General features: G+C 72.1%; 23 protein-coding genes, 1 tRNA gene, 1 pseudogene and 1 riboswitch. Of the genes and pseudogenes, 4 read left to right on the forward strand and 21 right to left on the reverse strand.

The features are described 5' to 3' along the window. Nucleotides 1-1,338: 1,338 nt before the first annotated feature. Nucleotides 1,339-2,394, reverse strand: a complete 1,056-nt coding sequence (locus tag QI554_RS35040) for an LLM class flavin-dependent oxidoreductase (protein ID WP_281476079.1) — start codon at nt 2,392-2,394, stop codon at nt 1,339-1,341. A 329-nt stretch (nt 2,395-2,723) separates the two neighbouring features. On the opposite strand from QI554_RS35040, the gene QI554_RS35045 reads away from it, so the two are divergent. Together QI554_RS35045 and QI554_RS35050 are read left to right on the forward strand one after the other, a co-directional pair. Beyond that, nucleotides 2,724-3,170, forward strand: coding sequence for a Fur family transcriptional regulator (locus QI554_RS35045; RefSeq protein WP_281476081.1), 447 nt, complete (start codon nt 2,724-2,726; stop codon nt 3,168-3,170). Between the two features lie 109 nt (nt 3,171-3,279). Then, the gene (locus tag QI554_RS35050) at nt 3,280-4,230 is read left to right on the forward strand and encodes a S1C family serine protease (RefSeq protein ID WP_281476082.1); all 951 of its coding nucleotides are present in this window, start codon (nt 3,280-3,282) and stop codon (nt 4,228-4,230) included. 19 nt (nt 4,231-4,249) lie between these two features. Here the strand turns inward: QI554_RS35050 and QI554_RS35055 are convergent, their stop codons facing one another. The 8 genes and pseudogenes from QI554_RS35055 to QI554_RS35090 form a co-directional block, all read right to left on the reverse strand. After that, nucleotides 4,250-4,897, reverse strand: a complete 648-nt coding sequence (locus tag QI554_RS35055) for a LysE family transporter (protein ID WP_281476084.1) — start codon at nt 4,895-4,897, stop codon at nt 4,250-4,252. 493 nt (nt 4,898-5,390) lie between these two features. Continuing rightward, nucleotides 5,391-6,059, reverse strand: a complete 669-nt coding sequence (locus QI554_RS35060) for an RICIN domain-containing protein (RefSeq protein WP_281476086.1) — start codon at nt 6,057-6,059, stop codon at nt 5,391-5,393. A 159-nt stretch (nt 6,060-6,218) separates the two neighbouring features. Continuing rightward, complete coding sequence (locus QI554_RS35065; protein ID WP_281476088.1) at nt 6,219-6,545, reverse strand: DMT family transporter; 327 nt, start codon at nt 6,543-6,545, stop codon at nt 6,219-6,221. Between the two features lie 14 nt (nt 6,546-6,559). Then, nucleotides 6,560-6,626: riboswitch (guanidine-III (ykkC-III) riboswitch) on the reverse strand. Between the two features lie 228 nt (nt 6,627-6,854). Then, complete coding sequence (locus tag QI554_RS35070; RefSeq protein ID WP_281476230.1) at nt 6,855-7,157, reverse strand: GroES family chaperonin; 303 nt, start codon at nt 7,155-7,157, stop codon at nt 6,855-6,857. A 155-nt stretch (nt 7,158-7,312) separates the two neighbouring features. Next, complete coding sequence (locus QI554_RS35075; RefSeq protein WP_343230844.1) at nt 7,313-7,717, reverse strand: DUF3618 domain-containing protein; 405 nt, start codon at nt 7,715-7,717, stop codon at nt 7,313-7,315. Between the two features lie 150 nt (nt 7,718-7,867). Further along, complete coding sequence (locus QI554_RS35080) at nt 7,868-8,689, reverse strand: energy-coupling factor ABC transporter ATP-binding protein (protein WP_281476090.1); 822 nt, start codon at nt 8,687-8,689, stop codon at nt 7,868-7,870. Nucleotides 8,690-8,853: 164 nt separating this feature from the next. Further along, nucleotides 8,854-9,621 (reverse strand): cobalt ECF transporter T component CbiQ, encoded by a 768-nt coding sequence (cbiQ, locus tag QI554_RS35085; RefSeq protein WP_281476092.1) that lies wholly within the window; start codon nt 9,619-9,621, stop codon nt 8,854-8,856. A 34-nt stretch (nt 9,622-9,655) separates the two neighbouring features. Beyond that, nucleotides 9,656-10,840: pseudogene (locus QI554_RS35090) on the reverse strand (energy-coupling factor ABC transporter permease). 209 nt (nt 10,841-11,049) lie between these two features. Here QI554_RS35090 and bcp point away from each other — a divergent pair. Next, nucleotides 11,050-11,523 carry a thioredoxin-dependent thiol peroxidase gene (bcp, locus tag QI554_RS35095; protein WP_281476094.1) on the forward strand — a complete coding sequence of 158 codons (474 nt, stop codon included), beginning with the start codon at nt 11,050-11,052 and terminating at the stop codon, nt 11,521-11,523. Nucleotides 11,524-11,611: 88 nt separating this feature from the next. Then, nucleotides 11,612-11,686 (forward strand) — tRNA-Leu (locus QI554_RS35100). 127 nt (nt 11,687-11,813) lie between these two features. On the opposite strand, the gene QI554_RS35105 is transcribed toward QI554_RS35100, so the two are convergent. The 12 genes from QI554_RS35105 to clpS all read right to left on the reverse strand — a co-directional run bounded on the left by QI554_RS35105 (nt 11,814) and on the right by clpS (nt 20,421). Next, nucleotides 11,814-13,478, reverse strand: coding sequence for a molybdopterin-dependent oxidoreductase (locus QI554_RS35105; protein WP_281476096.1), 1,665 nt, complete (start codon nt 13,476-13,478; stop codon nt 11,814-11,816). 145 nt (nt 13,479-13,623) lie between these two features. Then, nucleotides 13,624-14,232 (reverse strand): RdgB/HAM1 family non-canonical purine NTP pyrophosphatase, encoded by a 609-nt coding sequence (gene rdgB, locus QI554_RS35110; RefSeq protein WP_281476097.1) that lies wholly within the window; start codon nt 14,230-14,232, stop codon nt 13,624-13,626. A 54-nt stretch (nt 14,233-14,286) separates the two neighbouring features. Beyond that, nucleotides 14,287-14,673, reverse strand: a complete 387-nt coding sequence (locus QI554_RS35115; protein WP_281476099.1) for a hypothetical protein — start codon at nt 14,671-14,673, stop codon at nt 14,287-14,289. Nucleotides 14,674-14,836: 163 nt separating this feature from the next. After that, entirely contained in the window at nt 14,837-15,568 is a 732-nt protein-coding gene (gene rph / locus QI554_RS35120) for a ribonuclease PH (protein WP_281476101.1), read from the reverse strand. 63 nt (nt 15,569-15,631) lie between these two features. Continuing rightward, complete coding sequence (locus QI554_RS35125) at nt 15,632-16,378, reverse strand: MBL fold metallo-hydrolase (RefSeq protein ID WP_281476102.1); 747 nt, start codon at nt 16,376-16,378, stop codon at nt 15,632-15,634. Further along, nucleotides 16,375-17,187: a glutamate racemase gene (gene murI / locus QI554_RS35130; protein WP_281476103.1), complete on the reverse strand. Its 813-nt coding sequence runs from the start codon at nt 17,185-17,187 to the stop codon at nt 16,375-16,377. Before murI ends, QI554_RS35125 begins: the two co-directional genes overlap by 4 nt. Before the next feature lie 176 nt (nt 17,188-17,363). Beyond that, nucleotides 17,364-18,314: a PLP-dependent cysteine synthase family protein gene (locus QI554_RS35135; protein WP_281476105.1), complete on the reverse strand. Its 951-nt coding sequence runs from the start codon at nt 18,312-18,314 to the stop codon at nt 17,364-17,366. Between the two features lies 1 nt (nt 18,315). Beyond that, nucleotides 18,316-18,594: a MoaD family protein gene (locus QI554_RS35140; RefSeq protein ID WP_281476106.1), complete on the reverse strand. Its 279-nt coding sequence runs from the start codon at nt 18,592-18,594 to the stop codon at nt 18,316-18,318. Between the two features lie 142 nt (nt 18,595-18,736). Continuing rightward, on the reverse strand, nt 18,737-18,847 hold the full coding sequence (locus QI554_RS35145; RefSeq protein ID WP_343230845.1) for a putative leader peptide: 111 nt from the start codon (nt 18,845-18,847) through the stop codon (nt 18,737-18,739). A gap of 135 nt (nt 18,848-18,982) precedes the next feature. Next, nucleotides 18,983-19,408 (reverse strand): M67 family metallopeptidase, encoded by a 426-nt coding sequence (locus tag QI554_RS35150; protein ID WP_281476108.1) that lies wholly within the window; start codon nt 19,406-19,408, stop codon nt 18,983-18,985. A gap of 115 nt (nt 19,409-19,523) precedes the next feature. Beyond that, nucleotides 19,524-20,120, reverse strand: a complete 597-nt coding sequence (locus QI554_RS35155; RefSeq protein ID WP_281476110.1) for a DUF2017 domain-containing protein — start codon at nt 20,118-20,120, stop codon at nt 19,524-19,526. A gap of 10 nt (nt 20,121-20,130) precedes the next feature. After that, nucleotides 20,131-20,421, reverse strand: a complete 291-nt coding sequence (gene clpS / locus QI554_RS35160) for an ATP-dependent Clp protease adapter ClpS (RefSeq protein WP_425528112.1) — start codon at nt 20,419-20,421, stop codon at nt 20,131-20,133. Nucleotides 20,422-20,501: the final 80 nt, after the last annotated feature.

Below are 20,501 nucleotides of genomic sequence, written 5' to 3' on the forward strand. Positions count from 1 at the left end.
CGCCGCGCAACCGTCCAACCTGCGTCGTACCGACGGGCGCCAGCGCAGGAGCGTCACGCCTCACACGCGAAGCGTCGGGGGCGGACGCAAACGCCAGTCCGCCGTGGCCGAGGTTCTGAGCGCGCCGCGCCCATGGGCGCGGCGGAACTACGCACCCCAGCACGGCCCATCCACCGCCCAGAACAGGTTCGGCATGCCCCTGCTCCATGGGCGGCGCGGTCCGGGGCCGCGCCGCCCGACGTACAACCGCGACCACCGAATGAATCCAGCTCGCATGTGCGCCGGCGTTCCTGGCCAATACCTGGTCAGGCAGGCGCTTTTGGCGCGGCGCGGCTCGCGGCCGCGTCGCGCAACCGTCCGCCAGGGCCCGATTCAGGAGCGCAGCAACAGCGAACCCACACGGCTCACGCGAGCGTCGTGGCTGTACCCGAGCACCCGCAGGACCGGGTCTTTGACCGCGCCGCGCCCACCGGCGCCGCGCGGAACTCCATACGCCCAACCACCCTCGAGTCGCGCCCAAACACCTTCAGCACGACCCCGTGCTACGGCGGCGCGGCCCATGGATGCGCCGCCCGCCGTACAACCACCGTCATCGAACAACCCAGGTCGCGTGCGCACCGACGCTCGTGGCCAATTCATCGCCAGGCGTGTGCTTTTGGCGCGGCGCGGCACACTGCCGCGCCGCGCCACGAGGCGCTTTTGCCCCGCGTCGAACGACCGCCGACAACACGAGCGTCACGTCTCACGGTCCAAGCGTCGTGGGCGTACACACGATGGAGCGGGGGTATCTGCCGCGCCGCGCCCCACGGGCGCGGCGCGGAAATCGAACGACCCCGCGCATGCCGGTCGACGCACACGGACCCCCAACCCGGTTGTAGCCATAGGGTTTTGGCGCGGCGCGAGCCGTGGCCGCGCCGCGCAACCGTCCAACGTGCACCATGCTGAGACGAGCTCCAGCGCAGGAGCGTGCCGCCTCACGCGCGAAGCGTCGTGGACGTACGCAAGCACCAACCGGCCGCCGCGTCCGAGGTACCGAACGCGCTGCGGATCGTGGGTACGGCGCGGAACCCGACGGCTGGGCCGGGCTGGGCAACTGTGTGCGGTCGTGAGCTGAACGGTCGCCGCCGTAGGCCCTGTTACGCCTCACGCGCGCAGGGTCGTGGGCGTACACCACCCACCAGCCCACCGTGTCCGAGGTTCTGAGCGCGGCGCGGCCACTTGCCGCGCCGCGCCACCGTCAGACCTGCGCCGTGTGGAGCGAGCTCAAGTGCAAGAGCCTCCACACGCGGAGCGTCGTAGGCGTAGGCGGGGCGGTTGGGCTCGGCAGTCGGAGAGCGGTCACACGCCCGGCAGGCCCCACTGTTCGGCGATGATCTCGTAGGAGCGCAGGCGGGCGTCGTGGCCGTGGACGTTGCTGACGACCATCAGTTCGTCGACGCCTGTGCGGGAGACCAGTTCGTCGAGGCCGGCGCGGACCGTGGCTGGGCCGCCGATGATGTGGTCGGCCTGGTAGGTGCGGACGAAGTCTCGTTCGGCCTCGGTCCACGGGTGTTGCTCGGCCTCGTCGGGGCTCGGGAGCAGGCCTGGGCGGCCCGTGCGTAGGCGGAGCATCGCCAGGGCCTGGGCCAGGGCGTAGCGGCGGGCCTCCTCGTCGGTGTCGGCCGCGATCACGCCGGCGGCGATCATCGAGTACGGCTTGTCGAGGTCCTCCGACGGCGTGAAGTGCTCGCGGTAGAGCGCCAGCGCCGGCAGCGTGTGCACCGCGCTGAAGTGGTGGGCGAACGCGAACGGCAGGCCCAGCGCGCCGGCGAGCCGCGCGCTGTAGCCGCTGGAACCCAACAGCCAGACCGGCGCCCTCGACGCCTCCCACTCACCACCCGGGGCGATGCCGGACACCGGCCCCGGCACGGCCCTGATGCGTTCGAACAGGTGTCCCTCGCGGAACGACGCGGTCAGGAACCCGATCAGCTCGCCGAGCTGCTGCGGGAAGTCGTCCACCGACAGCGCGTCCTCGCTGCGGCGCAGCGCCCGCGCGGTCGCCTGGTCCGTGCCCGGGGCCCGCCCGATCCCGATGTCGATACGCCCCGGGTGCAGCGCCTGGAGCGTCCCGAACTGCTCCGCGACCACCAGCGGCGCATGGTTGGGCAGCATGATCCCGCCCGAGCCGAGCCGCAGCGTGCTCGTGTGCGCGGCCAGGTGGGCGAGCAGCACCGGCGGCGCGGAGCTGGCGATGCCGGGCATGTTGTGGTGCTCGGCGACCCAGAACCGGTGGAAGCCCCAGCGCTCGGCGCGCCGGGCCAGCTCGGTGCTGGTGCGGAGGGCCTCGGTGGCCGTGTAGCCGGAGCCGACGGGCGCAAGGTCCAGGACGGACAGCGGTATCGCGTGAAGGGGCACGTCAGAGGCCAACAGGAGGTCGTCGGCTGTTGTTCCTTGGTGGGTCGGGTCGGGTTACGGCGCCGGGGCGGTTGCGTGGCCGGCTCGAAGAGATCCCAGCACGGGTTCCGAGACAGGGTTCCGGGACGGGTTCCGAGGCAGGTTGCGGAGACGGTCGCGAGGCAACCGGGCGAAATTTCGAGGGCCGGTTCCGGGACCGATTCCGAAGCCGTCTCCACGCCCGTTCCAGGCCTCAGGCGCATCCGTGTACATCACACGGATCCACTCCTCCGGATTCCGATCAAGGCCGTTCTCTTGAGCGGTTCCAGATCGTTCGTATATTGAGCATCATGACCGGGACGTCCCGCGACGACATACCCCTGCTGCTGCGCCGCGCCGGGCTGCGGGTCACCGCCGCGCGCGCCACGATCCTGGACCTGCTCCGGACCGAGCCGCACAGCGACGCGGAGTCGCTCGCCCGCGCGGCCCGCGGCCGACTGGGCAGCGTCTCGACCCAGGCCGTCTACGACACCCTCCACACGCTCGTACGCGCCGGCCTGGCCCGCCGCATCGAGCCCGGCGACCACCCGGCCCGTTTCGAGGCCCGCACCGGGGACAACCACCACCACATCGTCTGCCGCGACTGCGGCGCCGTCGAGGACGTGGACTGCGTCGTCGGCCTGGCCCCCTGCCTGGAACCCGACAGCACGCACGGCTTTGAGGTGGACGAGGCGGAAGTGACCTTCTGGGGCCGCTGCCCCGCCTGCCGCACCACGGCCGCCGAGGCGGGCGCCTGAGGACGGCCCCGGCGCCCTCACGCCCCGCGCTTTCGCCCCTGGCGAACCCGGGAAGTCCCCTCCCCCACCCCCGCGTTCGACATGACACCACACCGACCCGGGGGTGCCCATGTCCGAGCTCGCCGTTCCGCCGGGGGCCGAGGCCCTCGACGCCTATTCACGCACTGTGGCCGCCGTGGCCGCACACCTGCTTCCGCGCGTCGCGGCCGTACGGGTGTCGGGCCCACGCGGCGACGGCGCCGGTTCCGCGGTGGTGTTCACCGGGGACGGCTTCCTGCTGACCAACGCCCACGTCGTCGGCTCCGCGTCCGGCGGCACCGCCGAGTTCGCCGACGGCAGCGCGGCCCCGTTCCACGTGGTCGGCACCGACCGGCTGTCCGACCTCGCCGTCGTCCGGGTGTCCGCGGACACCCCGGAGCCCGCCGTGCTCGGGGACGCCGACGACCTCGTCGTCGGCCAGCTCGTCGTCGCGGTCGGCAACCCGCTGGGTCTGGCCGGCTCGGTCACCGCCGGCGTGGTCAGCGGACTGGGCCGGGCGCTGCCGACCCGGTCCGGCGGCGCCGCACGCGTCGTCGAGGACGTCATCCAGACCGACGCAGCCCTCAACCCCGGCAACTCCGGCGGCGCGCTGGCCGATTCGACGGGAAAGGTGGTCGGGGTCAACACCGCCGTCGCCGGCGTCGGCATCGGACTCGCCGTGCCGATCAACGCGACGACCCGGCACATCGTGCAGTCCCTCATCAAGGACGGCCGGGTCCGCCGCGCCTACCTCGGCCTCGCGGTCACCCCGGCACCGCTGCCCGCCGACGTCGCACGCCGCACCGGCCAGCGCCGAGGCCTGCGCGTCGTCGAGGTGGTGCCGGGCAGCCCGGCCGACCGGGCAGGCCTGCGCCGCTACGACTTGGTGCTGACCGTGGGACGCGACCCCGTGGGCGACGCCCAGGGCCTGCAGCGCAGCATGTTCGCCAACGCCATCGGGGTACCGCTGGCCATCACGGTGCTACGCAACGGCGCGATGGTGGACGTGATCGCCGTGCCGGGCGAGGACAGCGCGGCGTAAGCCAGACACCAACCCCCGGTCACGCCGTCCACGCGAGGCGCGCCGCCAGCAGCAGGATCACGCTGTTCCCGACCAGCGCGGTCCAGAGCCGCCCACGCGGCCCCGTCAGCACCCTGCCGACCGCCGCGCCGCCGAGCGCCAGCATGACCTGCCAGCTGGCCGACGCCACGGTCGCCGCCGCCACGAACACCCCACCCGCCGCGAACGAGCCCTCGCCGGTGCTCTGCCCCCCGATGACCAGCGCCGCGAAATAGACCACCGTCGTCGGATTGAGCATCGTCAGGCCCAGCACACCGAAGTACGTGCGGCCCAGGCTCCGGTCGGCGGCCACCCGCTGCCGCGAGCCCTCCTCCGTCCCCGCCCCGGCGGCCGTACGCCGCTGCCGCAGCGCGTCAGCAAGCCCCTTGGCCGCGATCCCCGCCAACACAACAGCCGCCGCCACCTGGAGCCAGGACGCGGCCGGTTCGATCGCGGAGGCGAGCGCCGCCCCGCCGAGCACCGCCAAGAGCGCGTACAGCCCGTCGGCCGTGGCGGTCCCCAGCCCGGCTGCGAGCCCGTACGCGAGCGAGTTGCGCGCCGAGAGGGTCAGGATCAGCACGGTCATGGCACCGACAGGCATGGCGATGCCGTAGCCCGCCAGCAGCCCCGGCAGGAGAGCTTCGGTCATGGTCGACTCTGGCAACGCGACCCGGAAAGCAGCCACCGAATTTACGGTTCAGACCAAAGCAGCGCGGTGACGCAAGTGTGACGCGAACACCCCCTAATGAGGGAGTTCTGGTGATTCGCATACGTGACGGCAAAGTGATGGGGGGTCGAGGCCGTGCCCCCGACCGACTCAAACGGGCGCGGCCCCATGCTGGAACGACCCCCGGCAGCGCAACAAAACCAAGCAACAAAACCCGCCCGGAACCCCAAGCGAAACCGCAGCCCGGCAGGGAAACCAAAACAAGCGCGTCCACACCCCGCGCCCCTCCCGCCAGGTGCGAGGTGGTTCAGCGCGGACGGCCCGCGGGTCAAGCCGCAACGAACCAGGCCACCAGACCAAGCGCTGCCAGGAACGGCTTGACGCGCGGGCCGTCCGCGCGAAAATCAAAAAGCGGGAGGGGCGTCAGCCCAAAACCACAAACCAGGTCAGGAACGGTGCAGCACAGAACCGCTCATCAGGACGCAGGCGTAAACGACCAAACCAGCCCGGACCCCGCCGGAACCAGCGTCAACCCCGTGGCCCCCCGCACCTGCGGCCCCGGCCCCAAAGCCGTCCGCCCGTCGCGGCTCACCAGGACGAACCCGGCCCCACGCGGCTGAGCCTGCCACTGCTGCGACCCGTCGCGCCCGCAGTCGTCGAGGACCGCGTGCCCGTCCTTCCCCCCGCGCATGTCGAGGCATTTGTTGGCCGAGCGGGAGACCAGGTTCACGAACCCGCCGCCGGCATCCTGCACGGTCCACTGCTGGTTGGGCTTGCCCGCCCCCGGTTGGTACAGGATCACCGGGGTGTTGTCGGCCTTCTCCCCGCCGTACACATCCATCGCGCCGCCACCGGAGACCACCGCATAGACCTTCCCGGGCGCCGGTCCCGCCGGCTTCGACGCACTCGGCGACGCGGACGTCTTGGACGCGCTCGCGGACGGCGACTCGGACGGCGGCGCAGCCGAAGGCGGCGGGGCGCTGGTCGGAGGCCCCGCAGAGGTCGAGGCGGTCGCGGCAGCGTTCTTCTTCTTGCCGTCTCCGCCACCGCCACCGCCGAGCAAGCCCGCGACGCCGCCGATGAGCAGCCCGAAGAACGCGGTAGCCGCCAGCGTGGCTATGACGATCCGGCGAGACACCACCATTGCTCTCGACTCCCCTCCCGGGCCGACCGACGGCCGCCCTCTCAGGGCGGCCATCCTGGCAGACAGCCGGGGGTGGCGGACAACCGGCGGACAACCGGCGGACAGCGGCGTGACGACCAGCGGCCGGGCAGCCGGTCACCACCGACCACCCGGCCCAGGTCAGTGCCCGGCCCCGCCGGTGAACTTCAGGCCGACGATCGCGACCACCATCAGGCACAGGAAGAAGATCCGGGCCGCGGTCGCCGGCTCGCCGAGCACCGCGATGCCGAGCAGCCCCGCGCCGACCGCGCCGATGCCGACCCACACGCCGTACGCCGTGCCGATCGGCAGCGACTTGGCGGCCAGAGACAGCAGCAGGATGCTTCCGGCGATGCCGCCCGCAGTGAACACGCTGGGCCAGAGCCGGGTGAAGCCTTCGGTGTACTTGAGGCCGATCGCCCAGCCGACCTCGAGCAGGCCGGCGATTCCGAGCAGGACCCACGCCATGACAACGCACCTCATACGCGTCGTCGTCAGGGCCCGGTACGTCGCACCTCGTCGGGGGCAAGGCCGAGATCCGGCCTGCCGCAACCAGCCTCTCAAATCCCCCGCACAGAACAAAACGGTCGGCCGGTGAGGTAACTCACCAGCCGACCGCAGCGGTCAGAAACCCGTCTGATCCCCCTCGGGAACCCAGACGATCGAGAACGAGCCCAGAACCCAGAACCAGAACCCAGAACCCAGAACCCAGAACCAGAACCAGAACCAGAACCCAGAACTCGGAACTCAGCGTGCCAAAACGCAGAACCCAGAACGTCAGAGATACAGCCCGGTAGCCTCACCGGACGCCTCAACCCGCTCAGCCGCCACCGCGTGCAGGTCGCGCTCCCGCAGCAGGACGTACGCGACGCCCCGCACCTCGACCTCGGCACGGTCCTCGGGGTCGTACAGCACCCGGTCGCCGGGCTCGACGGTGCGGACGTTCTGCCCCACCGCGATCACCTCGGCCCACGCCAGCCGTTTGCCGACCTGCGCGGTCGCGGGGATCAGGATCCCCCCGCTGGACCTGCGGTCCCCCTCGCCGGCGTCCTGGCGCACCAGGACCCGGTCGTGCAGCATGCGGATGGGCAGCTTCTCACCGAGGCTCGGCGAGCCGCCGTCATGGGGCGTGGAGGGCGTGGACGCGTCGGAACTCACGCATGAAAACGTACCCGCCCGGCGCCGGTTGTGTGACACCAGGGCGCCGATCCGTCGAACGGAACCGACCGCCCCGCCTACTTGTCGCGCCGCCGCCGCAGCAGCCCCACGACCACCAGCACACCCACGACCGCACCCGCGACCGGGACGATGCGGTCCATGCGCGGCGCACCGGTGTCGCTGTCGATGAACTGGGCGCGGATCTGCTCGGAGGTGCGTCGCGCGACGTTGGCCGGCTTCACCCGGTCGACCAGCTCGTCGAGGGTGGCCGCCAGGTTGGCCCGGGCCGCCTCGATGTCCGCCTCGATCTGTTGCGGGGTGCGCGGCGGCGCGGGCTTCTCCTCGACCCCCGCCGAGCCGCCGGCCGGCTCCACGCGGGAGTGCTCCGCCTGGACCGTCACCGGACGTCCCAGCGCGGCCCGTCCGGCCCGCTCCAGGTCCGCCGGGGAACGCTCCGGCCCGCCGTGCCCGTTCTCGCCCACAGCCCGTCCTCTCGGTCCCGCGTCGCTGCGTCGTCGCAGGCTCGTCCACCTGCTCGTCTCGTGTTCATCCCGTACTCGTCCACGCGGTTTCCCGCGTGTGCCCCCAAGTCAAGCAGGTATCCCCCCGGTGGTGCGGCATCCGGGTGGTCCTCAACCCTGTTCGGAGGTGTCCGAAGGTACTCGGCCACGCCGCCGGTCCACAGGCGCGCACCGCTCGCAGTCCGGCAGCGCGAACCCGTACGGCAGCTCCAGCCGGTGGACGTCCATCAGCGCGCGGTCGGCGAGGAGCTCCGCGGTCGGCCCGTCCGCGGCGATGACCCCGCCCGACAGCACCACGGACCGCGGGCACAGCTCGAGCGCGTACGGCAGGTCGTGCGTGACCATCAGCACCGTCACGTCGAGCCGGTCGAGGATCTCGGCGAGCTCGCGGCGCGACGCGGGGTCGAGGTTGGACGACGGCTCGTCGAGCACCAGGATCTCGGGCCGCATCGCCAGCACCGTGGCGACCGCGACCCGGCGGCGCTGCCCGAAGCTGAGGTGGTGCGGCGGCCGGTCGGCGAACCCGGCCATGCCGACCTGCTCGAGCGCCTCGTCGACGCGGGCGTCGAGCTCCGCGCCGCGCAGCCCCAGGTTCGCCGGGCCGAACGCGACGTCCTCACGGACGGTGGGCATGAACAGCTGGTCGTCGGGGTCCTGGAAGACGATGCCGACGCGTCGCCGGATCTCGGGGAGGTTGGCCTTGGCGACCGGCAGCCCGGCGACCTTGACGGTGCCGCGCCCGGTCCCGGTGTCAGCGGACAGGATGCCGTTGAGGTGCATGACCAGCGTGGTCTTGCCGGCGCCGTTCGGCCCGAGCAGAGCGACCCGTTCGCCGCGCCCTATGCGCAGGTCGACGCCGAACAGCGCCTGGTGGCCGTCGGGGTACGCGAAGGCCAGGCCCTCAACGTCAAGCGACAGCGGCGGGGCGACCACAGACGCAGCCCCAGACACAACCCCAGACACAACCCCAGACGCAGCCCCAGACACAGCCCCCGACGGAGCCCCAGACACAACCCCAGACGGAGCCCCGAACTCGCTCCTGGACTCGTTCCCACCCGAAACAGGCGGCTTCACGGCGTCGGACATGTGCTCCATCCTCACGCACCCGCCAGCCACGCCACCGCGCAGGCCAACGCTGCCGCCGCCGGAAGGGCGGCGCTGACGCCCCACTGTGCGGCGCTGGCGCGCACGTCGGTGACCACGGGCATGGTGCCGGTGTAGCCCCGGCTCAGCATCGCCAGGTGGACGCGCTCGCCGCGCTCGTACGAGCGGATGAACAGCGCACCGGCCGACTTGGCGACGACCGGCAGCTGGCGGACGTCGCGGGCCTGGAACCCGCGCGACTCGCGGGCCACCTTCATGCGGCCCGTCTCGCCGCTGATGACCTCGGAGTAGCGGAGCATGAACTGCATGATCTGCACGAGCAGTTGCGGCATGCGCAGGCGTTCCATGCCGAGCAGCAGGTCGCGCAGCGGCGTCGTGGCGGCGAGCAGGATCGACGCGACGACACCGAGGGTGCCCTTGGCCAGGATGTTCCAGGCGCCGTAAAGACCGTCGCGGCTGACGTCCACCCCCAGCACGTCGACCGTCGGCCCAGACGCCAGGAACGGCAGCGCGAACGCGAACACCACGAACGGGATCTCGACCACGACGCGGCGCAAGACGTAGCCCGCCGGGACCCGGCCGACCGCGGCCACGGCGGCGAGCAGCAGCGCGTACACGCCGAACGCCCAGAACCGGTCGCGCGGCGTGGCGACCACCGCGAGCACGAACAGCAGGACCGCGACGAGCTTGCACTGCGGCGGCAGCCGGTGCAGCGGTGTGTCGGCGTGCCGGTACAGGTCGTGCGCGTGCCCGGCGCCCATCAGCGCGGCCCCGGGCGGGCCGCCGTGCGCGTCCTCACGACGGGTCCGCGACCGACGCCGCGGCGTCGCCGCCCAGACCGCCCGCACTGCCCGCACTGCCCGCACTGCCCGCACCGTCGACGTCACCCACGCCGCCGTCGCCGCGCCGCTTCACGATCCAGAACACCCCGCTGCCGACGAGCAGCGTCGCGCCGACGCCGAGCACCCCCGCGAGGCCGCCCGACAGGCGCTGGTTGTCGACGCCTTTGACGGAGTAGTCCGCGAGCGGCCCGTCGGCCGTCGCGTGGTCCTTCTCCTTGGCGTCGATGCCCTTGTCGGCGGCGACCTTCTCCAGGCCGTCGGGGTTCTTGTCGGCGTAGTAGCTGACGAAGCCCGCGAGCAGGAGCGCGAGCAGCGCGCCCGCGATGAGCAGCGTGCGGGTACGGATCTTCGGCAGTGTGCGGGTACCGACGATCGGCATGACCGTGCCCCTCCCTCAGGCCTGAGTCGTCGACGAAGCGGTGGGCGCGGCCGGTGCGGTGGGCGCGGCCGATGCCGTGGGCAAGGCGCCGTCCCGCAGCTCCAGCGTCCGGGCCAGCCCTCGCGCGCCGTGCACCAGATCCGGGCGCACCGCCAGCACGCTCGACACGGTCGCGGCGGTGATCAGCGCCTCGCCGATGCCGATCAGCACGTGGACGCCGATCATGGCGCCGGCCACCTTCGCCAGGGCGACGTCCGTCGTGCCGCCGACCGCGTAGATCAGCGTGAAGACGCAGGCCGCCGCGGGGACCGACACCAGCGCGCCGACGAACGCCGCGCCGGAGACCGACCGCCGGGTGCGCGGCAGCGCGGCCACCAGCACCTTGAACAGGCCGTAGCCGACGAGCGTGGTCGTGATGCCCATGACGGTGATGTTGACGCCGAGCGCCGTCAGGCCGCCGTCGGCGAAGAACACGCCCTGCATGAGCAGCACGACCGACATGCACAGCACGGCGGTGAACGGCCCGACCAGCACCGCGGCGAGCGTCCCGCCGAGCAGGTGCCCGCTGGTGCCGGACGCGACGGGGAAGTTCAGCATCTGGACGGCGAAGATGAACGCCGCGACCAGCCCGGCCAGCGGCGCGGCCCGCTCGTCGAGCTCACGCCGCGCGCCGCGCAGGCTGACCGCGACGCCTGTGGCGGCGACCACCCCGGCCGCGACCGAGACGGGTGCGCTGATGAACCCATCAGGCACGTGCATGGGGACCTCCCCCGGGACGATCTGGATGCGGCCGCCGAGCCACCGAACCGCCCAATAATATGAAGACGGATCGCACTTGCAAAAGATGTGCAATTAGCGAGGTGTGTCACCTGCGAGCGGCACCGTCGTTTGCCGGGATTCGGAGCCGGGCCTAGCGTGGCCTGGTTGACCGAGACGACTCCCCCAGAACCCCTGAGAAGAGGCCGAGAGTGAGCGAGCGACTCCAGCCGGGCGACACCGCCCCCGCGTTCAACCTCCAGGACGCCGACGGCAACGAGGTCTCCCTGGCGTCCCACAAGGGCCGCAAGGTCATCGTGTACTTCTACCCGGCGGCCCTCACGCCCGGCTGCACCAAGCAGGCCTGCGACTTCACCGACAACCTGGCGCTGCTCGCCGACGCCGGCTACGACGTCCTCGGCGTCTCCCCCGACAAGCCGGAGAAGCTCGGCAGGTTCCGGGACAAGGAGGAGCTCAAGGTCACCCTGCTCTCCGACCCGGACAAGGCCACGCTGACCGCCTACGGCGCCTTCGGCGAGAAGACCATGTACGGCAAGAAGGTCACCGGCGTGATCCGCTCGACGTTCGTCGTCGACGAGGACGGCAAGATCGAGCACGCCTGGTACAACGTCCGCGCGACGGGCCACGTGGCCAAGCTCCTGAAGGACCTGAAGATCGCCGCCTGAGACCGCCGCCGCACCGCCTCGGCCGCACGACCCGGACGGAACATCAGCCTCGCTGATCCCAGGCGCGCGGGCGGGGTAGCCTGTCGCTGGCGTCGTAGCCCAACTGGCAGGAGGCATGCGGTTTAGGTCCGCATCAGTGCGGGTTCGAGTCCCGTCGACGCCACGCACACACGTGAGGGCGGGCACCGACAGGTGCCCGCCCTCACGTCGTCCACTCGTCCACGTCGTCCACGTCGTCCGCGTCGTCCGCGTCGTCCGCGTCGTCCTCGGCGACCGGGACCCGTCGAAGATCAGGTCACCACGACCGAGATGGTGTGCCACCCCGTCGCCCCGTCCGGGTCGACGGTGGCCTCCTTCTCGGTCTGCGTCTGGCCGGTCCGGTCGGTGGCGCGGATGCGGATGCGGTGGGGACCCGGGCGGGCGTCCCAGTACCAGACGAACTGGCGCCAGGTGTCGATGCTGTCCTCGACGGCGAGGGTGGCCTTCTGCCAGGGCTCGTCGTCGATCTGGACCTCGACCGCGTCGATGCCCTTGTGCTGCGCCCAGGCGACGCCGGCGACGGGGATGCGGCCGCGCGGGAGCTTGGCCATGTTCGTCGGGGTGTCGATGCGCGACTCGGTCTTGATCGGGCCCTGGGCGGACCAGCCGCGCGGCACCCAGTAGGCGTCGTAGTCGGCGAAGCGGGTCGCCTCGATCTCGACGATCCACTTGCAGGCGGAGACGTAGCCGTACAGGCCCGGCACGACCATGCGGACCGGGAACCCGTGGTTGATCGGCAGGGGTTCGCCGTTCATGCCGATGGCGAGCATGGCGTCGCGGCCGTCGGTGACGACGGCGGTGGGCGTGCCGATGGTCATGCCGTCGTGGGAGCGGCTGACGAGCTGGTCGGCGTCCGGGTGGACGCCGGCCTCGGCGAGCAGCGGGGCGAGCGGGACGCCGAGCCAGCGGGCGGTGCCGATGTACGGGCCGCCGACCTCGTTGGAGACGCAGCACAGGGTGATGTCGCGTTCGATGGTCGGACGCGCGGACAGCGTCTTGAAGTCGATCTCGATCTCCCGGTCGACCATGCCGTGGATGCGCAACTTCCAGTCCTCGGCCCGCACTTCCGGGACGACGAGGGCGGTGTCGATGCGGTAGAAGTCCTTGTTCGGCGTGATGTGCGGGCTGAGGTCGGGGACCCCGAGCTCGATGCCGGGCTGCGGTGTGGGCGCGGGCGCCGCCGGGGCCGGGAGCACGACGTTCTCGCGCGACTTCGAGACGTCGAAACGGACGTTCTGGAGCCAGCGGCCGAGCGCCGCGACGCCCGCCGCACCGACGACCATGCCGAGGAGCAGCGTGCGGCGGTCCGGTGCGGACCCGGACGCCCCCGGTTCGGGTGCCCTGGTCGCGACGTCGAGCCGCGGCGGCGCGGCATCCGCGACCTCCGTGGTCCCCGTGGTCCCCGCGGCCCCCGCCCCAGGTTCCGCCGCGTGCTCGGCGGCCACCCGGCCGCCGCGCCGAAGCAGTTCGGGTCTGGTCAGCGCGATGAGCGCCAATGCCCCCACGAGGGCGCCGACCAGGGCGGGGATCACGTCGGAGGTGCGGAAGGCGGGCCGGGAGACCGCGGCGGCGACCGTCACCGCCCCGAGCAGCCCGACGCCGACGAGGCCGGCCCACAGCCAGCGGCGCGCCACGATGCCGATGACCGCCGCGAACACCACCAGGCCGACGCCGACCGCGAGTTGCAGCACGGCCTTGTCGTGCGTGCCGAACTGCCGTACGGCGTAGTTCTTCAGCGCGTGCGGCGTCTGGTCGATGACGGACTGCCCGACGGTCACGAGGGGCGCGGCCTCGCGCCTCACGAACGCGGCCGCGAACTCGGCGGCGGCGACGGCGACTCCGCCCGCGACGACGCCGTTGACGGCGGCCGGTACGTGGGTCCGCACGATCCGCCGGGCGACCGGTGAGAGGGGCACGCGACTACTCCTCACGCGTTGTCACGCTGATGGTGCCCTCATCATGCCGCCGGAGGCTGCGGAAAGCGCTGTTCGCGGGCTTACCGATCGGTGACAACCGGCGCGTGGGCCGGGTGCCGCGGGGGATTCCTGCGGCAGGCGGGCCTCACCGGCCGGTGGCGAGCTCCTCGACGATCGGCACGAGCGCCCGGAACGCGCGGCCGCGGTGGCTGATCGCGTTCTTCTCGTCGGGGGTGAGCTCGGCGGTGGTGCGGCTGTCGCCGTCGACCTGGAGGACCGGGTCGTAGCCGAAGCCGCCGGTGCCGCGCGGGGCGAAGGTGAGGATGCCGTTGAGGCGGCCCTCGACCACGCGTTCGGTGCCGTCGGGGAGGGCCAGCGCGGCCGCGCACGCGAAGTACGCGGCGCGGTGCTCGACCGCGATGTCGGACAGCTGCGCGAGCAGGAGTTCGAGGTTCGCGCGGTCGTCACCGTGCCGGCCCGCCCAGCGCGCGGAGAAGATGCCCGGCATGCCGTTGAGCGCCTCGACGCACAGGCCGGAGTCGTCCGCGACGGCCGGAAGACCGGTCGCCTTCGCCACGGCGTGCGCCTTCAGCAGCGCGTTGGCGGCGAACGTGAGACCGGTCTCCGGTACGTCGGGTACATCCGGGAAAACGTCGACGCCGACGAGTTCGACGTCGAGCCCGGCTCCCTTGAGGATCTGCTGGAGCTCGGTGACCTTGTGCGCGTTGCGGGTGGCGAGTACGAGACGGCTCATACCGGCCAGCCTAGGGCCTGCCCCGGCGGGCGGGCCCCAGGCGTTCGCGCGGGGTCAGGAGGTGCAGGCGCTGCCGATCGCGGTGGCGCTGGTGCGCAGCAGGCCGATGGCGTCGACGGACGGCGTCTCGTTGTTCGCGATCTGCTTGCTGAGGTCGGCGACCTCGGTGCTCATCTTGGCGATCGCGTCCTTGACTTCCTGGGAGTCGATGTTCCCGGCCGCCTTGGTGAGCGTCTTGCTCATGCTGTCGAGCGCCTGGGTGGCGGCCGCGGGGTCGTTGATGACGTTCTGCAGCGTCGACACGTCGTTGGTCAACTGCACGCCGAGCTTGGCGCAGTCGATCGCCTTCTGCGCCTCGGAGCAGGCCGTCGCCGTGAACAGGGCGGCGGCGAGGGCGACGGCGGCGACGCTCGTACGCACGGCGCGGTGGGCACGGAACATGATGCTCCTCAAGAGGGGGACGAGTGCTTCCGATCGCTGACCGGTGATCAGAAGGTAGCGGAGCCCGGCGGCCGTTGCCGGGGTCGGTCGTCGTTTCACCGCTGGTCGGTTGCCGTCTCGTGACGAACGCGTCCCACGCGTTACCCGCGCCGCCCTCCGAGGGCTACCGGGACTCTTCCAGCGCGATCTGCTGAAGCAGCGTCAGTTCCGCGCAGCCGGCGGCGCCGAGGTCGATCAGCTGGTTGAGCAGGTCGCGGTCGAACGGCTCGCCCTCGGCGGTGCCCTGGACCTCGACGAAGCGGCCGTCGCCGGTGCAGACGATGTTCATGTCGGTCTCGGCGCGGACGTCCTCCTCGTAGGGCAGGTCGAGCATCGGGACGCCGTCGATGATGCCGACGCTGACCGCCGCGACCGACCCGGTGAGCGGCTGCGCGGTGGCCTTCACCAGCTTGTGCGCGCGGGCCCACGCGACCGCGTCGGCGAGGGCGACGTACGCGCCGGTGATCGCCGCGGTGCGCGTGCCGCCGTCCGCCTGGAGCACGTCGCAGTCGAGCTGGATGGTCGTCTCGCCGAGCGCCTTGTAGTCGATGACGGCGCGCAGCGAGCGCCCGATGAGCCGGGAGATCTCGTGCGTGCGCCCGCCGATGCGGCCCTTGACGGACTCGCGGTCGCCGCGGGTGTGCGTAGCGCGCGGCAGCATCGAGTACTCGGCGGTGACCCAGCCGAGCCCGCTGCCCTTGCGCCAGCGCGGGACGCCTTCGGTGACGCTCGCCGCGACGAGCACGCGGGTGCGGCCGAACTCGACGAGGACGGAGCCCTCGGCGTGGTCGAGCCATCCGCGGTGGAAGGCGATCGGGCGAAGCTGTTCGGGGGTGCGGCCGTCTGCTCGTGACATGGCCACCACCCTATGCGTTCGCCGTCCCGCTCCCGGCCCCGCCGACGCGCGCGTGGGGCGGGCTCAGAGCTCGTAGACGGCGCCCGAGCGGGCGAGTTCCGCGGGCCCGGCGTACGCCTTGCGCGCGTCCGCGAGGTTGCGCTCCCCGTCGGTCCACGGCGGGATGTGGGTGAGCACCAGGCGGCGGGTCCCGGCCCGGTCGGCGTGTTCGCCGGCCTCGCGGCCGTTGAGGTGCACGTCCGGGTAGGTGTCGCGGCCGTCGACGAACGACGCCTCGCACAGCAGCAGGTCGCTGTCGCGCGCGAGGTCGACCAGTGTGTCGCTGTCCGCGGTGTCGCCGGAGTAGGTGAGCGTCCGGCCGTCGGCCTCGATGCGGAACGCGAACGACTCCACCGGGTGGTTGACGTGCCCGGCGGTGATCCGGAACGGCCCGACCTCGAACACCCCGGGCGTCACGGTGCGGAAGTCGAACGCCTCCGTCAGACCCGGTTCACCCGGTATGTCGTACGCGCGGGCCAGCCGGTCCGCGGTGCCCTGCGGCCCGTAGACCGGCAGCAGCGGCAGCCGGCCCTCGGGGTGGTAGTTGCGGTAGACGAAGTACCCGCACAGGTCGAGGCAGTGGTCGGCGTGCAGGTGCGACAGCACCACCGCGTCGACGGCGCCGAGGTCGGTGTGGTGCTGGAGCGCGCCGAGCGCGCCGCTGCCGAGGTCGAGCAGGATCCGGACGCCGTCCGCCTCGACGAGGTAGCACGAGCAGGGCGCCTGCGGGCCGGGGTAACTGCCGGAGCAGCCGACGACGGTGAGCTTCATACGGCGGCCCCCAGGGCGTCGACGTGGGTGAGTTCGGGTCCGAGGAAGCGCCGGCCGATGTCCCGGAACTGCGCGGGGTCGCCGGTGGTGAGGAAGCGGTGCTCGGGCTCGGGCCGGGTGGAGTCGCGCATCAGCCGGTTCGCGGCGAGGACCCGGTAGACGTCCTTGGCGGTCTCCTCGCTGCTGGTGATCAGCGTGACGCGCTCGCCCATGACGTAGCTGATGACAGCGGTCAGCAGCGGGTAGTGCGTGCAGCCGAGGATGAGCGTGTCCACCTCGGCGGTGATGAGCGGGTCGAGGTACTCGTGGGCGGCCTTGAGGAGTTCGTCGCCGCCGGTGACGCCGGCCTCGACGAACTCGACGAAGCGCGGGCAGGCCTGCGAGAACACCTCGATGTGCGGGGCCGCGGCGAACGCGTCGTTGTACGCCATGGACTGCTTGGTCGCGGCCGTGCTGATGACGCCGACCCGGCCGTTGCGGGTCGCCGCGGCGGCGCGGCGGGTGGCCGGGTGCACGACCTCGACGAGCGGCACCGAGTACCGCTCGCGGGCGTCGCGCAGCATCGCGGAGCTGGCGCTGTTGCAGGCGATGACCAGCGCCTTCACGCCCTGGTCGACGAGCCGGTCGAGGCACTCGAGGGCGTACGCGCGGACCTCGGCGATGGGGCGCGGCCCGTACGGCTGCCGCGCGGTGTCGCCGAGGTACAGGACCGGCTCGTGCGGCAGCTGGTCGAGCACGGCGCGCGCCACGGTCAGCCCCCCGAAGGAGCTGTCGAAGATGCCGATGGGCGCGTCGCCGAGGTCTGCCACATACAGGAGGGTACGTTCCGGCTCCCGCCCAGCCCGGAGGGCTCACCCCCGCTGTGTCGGGAATCACCCGGGAAACACGGCCTGGGCACGCGGAAGCGGCCTCCGGCGGAGGATCCCGCCGAAGACCGCCGCGCCACGACCCGGCCGACCCGCGCGGGCCGGCCGGTACGGTGCGGTTAGGCCCAGAGCTGGCCGTGCAGCGCCTCGACCGCGGCCTCGGTCGACTCGGCGGTGTAGATGCCGGTCGACAGGTACTTCCAGCCGCCGTCGGCGATGACGAACGCGATGTCGGCGCGCTCGCCGGCCTTGACCGCCTTGCGCGCGACGCCCAGCGCGGCGTGCAGGGCGGCGCCGGTCGACACGCCCGCGAAGATGCCCTCCAGCTGGAGGAGTTCACGGGTGCGGCGGACGGCGTCCGCGGAGCCGACCGAGTAGCGCGTGGTCAGCACGTCGGCGTCGTACAGCTCGGGGATGAAGCCCTCGTCCAGGTTGCGCAGGCCGTACACGACGTCGTCGTAGCGCGGCTCGGCGGCGACGATCTGCACGCCCGGGACCTTCTCGCGCAGGTAGCGCCCGACGCCCATGAGGGTGCCGGTGGTGCCGAGGCCCGCCACGAAGTGCGTGATCGTCGGCAGGTCCTCGAGCAGCTCGGGGCCGGTCGTCGCGTAGTGCGCCTCGGGGTTGGCCGGGTTGCCGTACTGGTAGAGCATCACCCAGTCCGGGTGCTGCTCGGACAGCTCCTTGGCGACGCGCACCGCGGTGTTGGAGCCGCCCGCGGCGGGCGACGAGATGATCTCGGCGCCCCACATGCGCAGCAGCTCGCGGCGCTCCTCGGAGGTGTTCTCCGGCATGACGCAGACGATCTTGTAGCCCTTGAGCCGGGCCGCCATCGCGAGCGAGATGCCGGTGTTGCCGCTGGTCGGCTCCAGGATCGTGCAGCCGGGCGTGAGCAGGCCGTCGCGCTCGGCGGCCTCGATCATGTGCAGCGCGGGACGGTCCTTGACCGAGCCGGTCGGGTTGCGGTCCTCCAGCTTCGCCCACACCCGTACCTCGGGCGACGGAGACAGCCGCGGCAGGCCCACCAGCGGGGTGCGGCCCACCGCGTCGATCAGCGACTCGTAGCGCATGTCAGGCGCCGCCGGCCACGGCCGGGAGGATCGTGACGGAGTCGCCGTCGTCGAGCGCCGAGGCGATGCCGTCGATGAAGCGGACGTCCTCGTCGTTGAGGTAGACGTTGACGAAACGGCGCAGCTCGCCGTTCTCCTCCACCAGGCGGTTGCGGATCCCGGCGTGCCGGGACTCCAGGTCGACGATCAGCTCGTCGATCGTCTTCCCGTTGCCCTCGACGGCCTTCGCGCCGCCGGTGTACTCGCGCAGGATGGTCGGGATGCGGACCTCGATGGCCATGGGGCGCTCCAAGAATGCGGGTTACGTGACTGCAGGCAGGGGTCGCTCCGGGCCGGGGCCAGGGGTCGCGACGGGGTCGGGCCGGCTCGGGCGCGGCACGGGCCCGCGCCGCTCCGGTGCGGCGGCGGGTCCGGCGGGGCGCTCAGCCCAGGGGGACGGCGCGACAGAGCGCGCTGGACAGCCGGCAGAGATCGACGTGCAGGCGCGCGACAAGGAGCGCGCCGGGTGCGGTGCCCGGGCCCTCGCTCGTCATGTCCATGCCTGCGTAACGCATATCGTCATGCTAGCCATTCCGGGGCGGGCGAATCGCTCCCCTCTCGCATGCTGGAACCATGAGTTCCGAATGCCGAGACGGGGCGAAGGGAGAAAGGCCTCGTACGGCCGCGAATCAGTACGACTCGACGACCTCGACGTCCTCTTCCGTGATGACGCCGTCGACGATCCGGTACGAACGGAACTCGAACGGCCCCGGCTCGTTCCCCGTCTCGCGGGTCGACACCAGGACGTAGTGGGCGTTCGGCTCGGACGCGTAGGAGACGTCGGTGCGCGACGGGTACGCCTCGGTCGCGGTGTGCGAATGGTAGATGACCACCGGCTCCTCGTCGCGGTCGTCCATCTCGCGGTAGAGCGCCAGCAGGTCGCCCGAGTCGAACTCGTAGAACGTGGGCGAGCGCGCCGCGTTCAGCATCGGGATGAACCGCTCGGGCCGGTCGCTGCCCTCGTGGCCCGCGACGACGCCGCAGGCCTCGTCGGGGTGGTCCGCGCGGGCGTGCGCGACGATCGCGTCGCGCAGTTCGGTGGTGATCCTCAGCATGCCCGAAGGGTATGCGCGCCCCGGCGGCCGCGGCACACCAGGGCGGCACGGCGCGCCCGCGCGGCGCCGCCCGTCCCCGGCGGCCTGCGCCCGCGGGGACGGCGCCGGCGGCCCGTCAGGGCGTCAGCGACTCGACGAGGGTCTCCTGGAGCATGCCGAGCCAGTGGTAGACGGCGAGCACCGCGAGGCGCGGGTCGTCCTCGTGCAGACCGCGGGCGTACTCGTCCAGGTCCTCGGTGACGCCCAGGTTGGTGCCGAGCGCGAGCCGCAGGTCGTTGATCGCGCCGAGCCACGCCTGGGAGTGCTGCTCGTCGAGCACGATGTGGCCCTCGGCGCCGGCCGCGGCGATGTCGGTGCGCACGGTGCGCGCGTTGGCGCACTTGCGCTGGCGCAGGTCGTTCTCCGTGAAGCGGCGGAACTCGGCGGCGGCGCCCGGGTCGTCCTGGTAGGCGTCCGGCAGCAGACGGGCCAGCACCGGGTCGTCCGGCGTGGCCGGCGGCGGGGTGTCCGGCGCGTCGAGGCCGCCCCAGTCGAGGCCGTCGAGGCCGAGTTCGCGGGCGAGCGGGTCGTCGCTCGCGGCGTCCGCCGCGGGCTCGGGCGCGACCAGGTCGATGACCTGGCGGCACAGGTCCGCGAGCAGTTCGCCGTGCAGTTCGTCGAGGACGATCTCGGGGCGGCCCGACTTGCGTCCGCGTACGAAGTGGCCGTTCACCGGGCTCCCGTCACTTGTCGTGCTGCACGGTGGCCCACAGGCCGTAGCCGTGCATCGCCGAGACGTCGCGTTCCATCTCCTCGCGGGTGCCGTTGGAGACCACCGCGCGCCCCTTGTTGTGGACGTCGAGCATCAGCTTCTCGGCCTTTTTCTTCGGGTAACCGAAGTAGCTCTGGAACACATACGTCACATAGGACATGAGGTTGATCGGATCGTTCCAGACGATGCAGACCCATGGCGTGTCGGGCAGGAGGACCTCGTCCGACTCAGGCTTCTCGACCTCGATGGGCGCGACGCTCATGACCCCCATGCTCCCATCAGCCGGGATGTGCGGCGAACCTGCCCACCCGTCTCCCCCCACCGCCCATATTCGAGGGCGCT

This window comes from Yinghuangia seranimata, assembly GCF_029953285.1.
Taxonomy (GTDB): domain Bacteria; phylum Actinomycetota; class Actinomycetes; order Streptomycetales; family Streptomycetaceae; genus Yinghuangia; species Yinghuangia seranimata.